The sequence below is a fragment of the Dyella sp. genome (assembly GCF_035508675.1).
GTDB lineage: Bacteria > Pseudomonadota > Gammaproteobacteria > Xanthomonadales > Rhodanobacteraceae > Dyella_B.
The window spans coordinates 1-3,983 of the sequence record NZ_DATJMN010000228.1 but is presented as its reverse complement, the minus strand read 5'-3'; the positions used below and the strand labels follow the sequence as shown (position 1 = coordinate 3,983).

Annotated in this window: 5 protein-coding genes; 2 read left to right on the top strand and 3 right to left on the bottom strand. The window is 58.2% G+C overall.

Annotated elements, in window-relative coordinates; translation table 11 throughout:
* Together VMA74_RS12200 and VMA74_RS12195 are read left to right on the top strand one after the other, a co-directional pair.
* A partial coding sequence (locus tag VMA74_RS12200) for an RICIN domain-containing protein (protein WP_325367292.1) occupies positions 1-1,095 on the top strand: 1,095 nt, incomplete at its 5' end.
* Positions 1,096-1,142: 47 nt separating this feature from the next.
* Positions 1,143-1,436, top strand: coding sequence for a hypothetical protein (locus VMA74_RS12195; protein ID WP_325367291.1), 294 nt, complete (start codon positions 1,143-1,145; stop codon positions 1,434-1,436).
* A 206-nt stretch (positions 1,437-1,642) separates the two neighbouring features.
* Here VMA74_RS12195 and VMA74_RS12190 read toward each other — a convergent pair whose 3' ends face one another.
* The 3 genes from VMA74_RS12190 to VMA74_RS12180 all read right to left on the bottom strand — a co-directional run.
* Positions 1,643-2,590, bottom strand: a complete 948-nt coding sequence (locus VMA74_RS12190; RefSeq protein WP_325367290.1) for an MBL fold metallo-hydrolase — start codon at positions 2,588-2,590, stop codon at positions 1,643-1,645.
* A gap of 117 nt (positions 2,591-2,707) precedes the next feature.
* Positions 2,708-3,568 (bottom strand): SDR family NAD(P)-dependent oxidoreductase, encoded by an 861-nt coding sequence (locus tag VMA74_RS12185; protein ID WP_325367289.1) that lies wholly within the window; start codon positions 3,566-3,568, stop codon positions 2,708-2,710.
* 301 nt (positions 3,569-3,869) lie between these two features.
* Positions 3,870-3,983, bottom strand: a 114-nt coding sequence (locus tag VMA74_RS12180; protein ID WP_325367293.1) for an IS3 family transposase, incomplete at its 5' end; no start/stop codon positions are given.

The window sequence follows — 3,983 nt, the reverse complement described above, 5'->3', positions numbered from 1 at the left end:
TTGTATAGCTTGCCATTGCTTTTGCTATTCCCATGCTTCGCCCACGCCGGCGACGTACCCGGCACCTATGCGAAGTATCAATGGAGTTCCTCAGTTACCGGACTAACTTCGGTGGACTATGACATCAACGTGCAGGCCGATCCGGGTTATCGCGCGAACGTGCGCTTCGCCGACCATTTCCGCCTGGTCGGTAGCAGCAACGGCGGCTATGTCGGTATGGAGGACAACAGCCGCCTCGGCCCCAACTTCGTGTTTACAATACACGGCGCAACGCAATATGAACCCGGCGATCCCGGCAGCAGCTGCGTTGTTTACAGCGGCGAAAATCCTCGCGTTACCTGCCGCATACCTATGTGGTCCACAGTCACTGACTATCAATTCCACGTTGCCTATGAAGGCGGCCAGTGGCTGAGCGTTACGGTTACCGATCTCTACAATCCCAGTTTGTCCTTAAAGCTAGGCAGCATTCTCACTGACGCCACCAGTCTTTCACCGCAGGGCATGGTGAGTCGGACGACATATCTTGAAAGGCGCTCGCCCAATGCGAACTGCTACAACCAGCCCTTCAGTGATGTGATATTCGACGCACCCAGCAGCAACGGAGTCCAAGCCACTGTTTCAGGCACCGGGACCAACACAACATGCAGCAACTTCAGCGAAGTCCTGAACGGTGAACAGTTCAACGCCTTGGGCAATTTGCTGCGCGGTTTGTACCAGGGCGACGATAACCTTTGCGTGGATGCGGGGGATGGCCAAACCAACGTGCCGGCTACCACCCAGAGTTGCAACAAAAAGAAGGAAGCCCAAGCATGGGTGCTCGGCAGTGATGGCACCATGCGGCTGCAGAGCAATCTTTGCCTGGACGTAGCCAATCCCGACTCGCCATCAGGCGCGGCGGTGATTGTGGACCAATGCACGAGCAGCGCCAGTCAGCAATGGTCGATCGGGGGCGCCCGCAATCTTCTACTTAGCAATCTCGGCGGCGGTCAGTATTGCCTGACGGAGGGGGCTGCCGGTACACAGTTGACGATACAGGAATGCACGGGAGACACGGGTCAGAATTGGTCCATGCCGGTGTTGCCGGTGCTACCGTAGACATGGTTCTGATGTGATCGATTGCGCGACGGAAGCGAGGCTGGAAGATGGACCTTTTCTTGCAGTTGCTGGATATGGCGATTCGCATTAATAAAGAGCCGTTCGTCATCCCCGCGAAGGCCAGAATCCATTTCCAATCAGAATGGATCCCGGCCTTCGTCTACTGCTGTCTGGGGATTTGGTTGATGGTGCACGCGGCCGAATGGGTATCGCGGACGCGAGCCAAATACTGGCCCGCGTCCATCAATCGTTTCCTGACGACCACGCGATTAGAGGAAAAGCAAAAAGTTTTCTCACGCCATGCCCTGGCGCCATGTCATGCCGGAATGCAACTTGAATAGCGTCTTTCCTAAGCTCAAAGGCAGCTTGCCCTACCCGCGATAACGCGCCCTAATCGCTATAAGGGCGGCGGCGGTACTTTTCTATGCACAAATTGGCGCGAAACCATACTCGGATAAGTCGACGTTATCGCGCACGGCGAATTGCTTTAAATCGACAAATTAGGCATCTACCATTGGAGTGCGGAAGACAACAAACGCGCCCGAATTCAAGGATGATCGCCATCAGGTTGCAGGTGCATACCGTCTTCGGCAAACACCAACGGTCCCTTGTAGTGCGCGCGGATGGATGTCTCCACGCTTACTCGCTGTTGATCGATCGACGGCGACAGATGGCTGAGCAGCAGCTTTTTCGTTTCGCTGTCGGCGGCCACCTCGCCGATCGTTTTAGGTGGCGTGTGCAACGTATACAGCACTGGCCGTGAGCCCGGTGGATCCAGCACGACGCAATTGAAGACCAGCAAGCTGGTGTGCCGTGCGATCCGGCGCAGATTGTCGATGCCGTTGGCGTCGATGTCGCCGCTGAACGTCAGGCTTTGATGGCGATAGTCGATTCGATAGATTACGGCGGGCGCATCGCCATGGTGGCCGGCTATCGCGCTGATGACCAGGCCGCGCTCCGAATAAATGACACGCGGTACCTTGGGGGCGTTCGCTGACGCGTCGATATCCGTGGCGTGGATGGTCATCGGCGCCGCGAAGTCCTTCAAATAACTGTACGCACCGTCAGGACCAAACAGCAGGTCGATGAAACGGCTGGTCGACGGAAACGTGGCCTCCCCTTCTCCACCGCGGTGTCCCGTGGGGCCGAAGACCTGGATATCGGCAGGGCCATTGCCTGAAACGGCGCGCGCCTTGAACAGCCCCGGCAACTCACCGGTGTGATCGATATGCAGGTGTGTGAGCAGGACGATATCCATCTTGGCGATGGACGTTTTTGCTTCGCCAAGCCGCACAAATGTTCCTGGCCCCGCATCGACCAAAATACGGGGCTCGCCATCGACCAGTGCGACATATCCCGCGCCGGCGCGCCCGGTCGCTCCGGGACCACCGGACCCCAGTACAAGTAGGTCCAGGGGCGATGCGGCCAACGCTGCGTTGCTGCTGATGGCAGCGATGAACATCCAAAGCACGGCATAAAGCGGCAGCTTCAACATAGGTGGCCTACCTTTTCAATGGCTGAAGTGTGCTCCGATCAGGAGCCACATTGAGAATTTGAGGCGGCCCCGCCCTGCTCGGACAGCGTCGCCGAGTCGAGGCCGCCAGGATCCATGTCAGGCGGTGGGAACCACCGGAATCGGCCCTGCGTTGAAGTCAGCCGACATGCTGACCTCTCGCCAACGCTCGGCCTCACTGGCGCGATGGCCTTCCACCATGGCGTAGTAATCGCAAGCGCTACTACCGATGAGGAGATGTGCAGGAACCTGCTCAGCCTCGGCCAGTTGCAAAGTTATCTGCGCGATGCGCACCGGATCGATGGGCTCGTTGCCCCACAAGCCTTCCATCGACTTGATGGCGGCCCCAACAGAGGGCTCATAGTCTGGCATTACCGCCGGCCGCTGCTGCGTCGCGCGGGTACCCCAGTTGGTTCGAATAGCGGCGGGCTCCAGCGCGACTACCTTTACTCCGAAAGGTGCGGTCTCTTGCGCCAAGCTCTCGGTGAATCCGCTGACGGCCCACTTGGCCGCGTGATACGACGCCGAGCCGGCCGTGGCAAGGCGCCCACCCACAGAGGATATCTGCATGATCGTTCCACGGCGCTGCGTGCGCATGATTGGCAGCGCGGCGCGTGTCAGATTGACCACGCCATAGAAGACAGTGTCCACCAGTGTTTTGAAATCCGCCGCACTGGTTTCTTCAAAGGGCCGAACGTCACCGTAGCCGGCGTTGTTCACCAGAACATCAAGGCGCCCAAAGCGCTTTACGGCCAAGGCGACGGCGGCTTGCGCTTGAGCTTCATTCGTGACGTCGAGATGCGTCGTTAGGATGTTCTCGCCATATTCGGCGCACAGCGCTGCGAGTGGACTGGTATTGCGCGCGGTGGCAAGGACCTTATGGCCGGCCGCGCAGGCCGCCTCGACGATGTTGCGACCCAGACCGTTTGCGCTTCCCGTTACGAGCCAAACTTTAGACATAAAAAGCCATTAGGTAGTGGATGACGATGCCCATACGCATCGCCTTGACCGCTATTTGACACGCCGCGGTTATCCCGGGCGTGTCCGCGTTACCGGCTTTTTGTATCTGTTTGTACCAAGCGGTCGGACCGCGCCGCGCCTGCGCTCGGCGGCTTTTGTATCCAAACGTGAGTACGCAACGGAATCGGAGCGGCTACGGCCGGCTGTCGAACTGAGCAGCGTTCACGCGGTTTGACCGGATGATGCTTTAGCTATTTGTGCCGGCTCGCCCGGGTGAGCGGGTCCCATTTCCACGGACAGTTTAATTAGTCACCTCAGCCATTCTCTCGAAAGCCTCGGGTGAACGGTAGTCTAGACTGCTATGCAGCCGTTGCCGGTTATAGAAGCTTTCGATGTATTCAAAGATGCGCGCTCT

Excerpts from the sequence above, each read along its gene's own strand:
- VMA74_RS12195 (WP_325367291.1), top strand. The coding sequence starts at position 1,143 with ATGGACCTTTTCTTGCAGTTGCTGGATATGGCGATTCGCATTAATAAA.
- VMA74_RS12190 (WP_325367290.1), bottom strand. The coding sequence starts at position 2,590 with ATGTTGAAGCTGCCGCTTTATGCCGTGCTTTGGATGTTCATCGCTGCC.
- VMA74_RS12185 (WP_325367289.1), bottom strand. The coding sequence starts at position 3,568 with ATGTCTAAAGTTTGGCTCGTAACGGGAAGCGCAAACGGTCTGGGTCGC.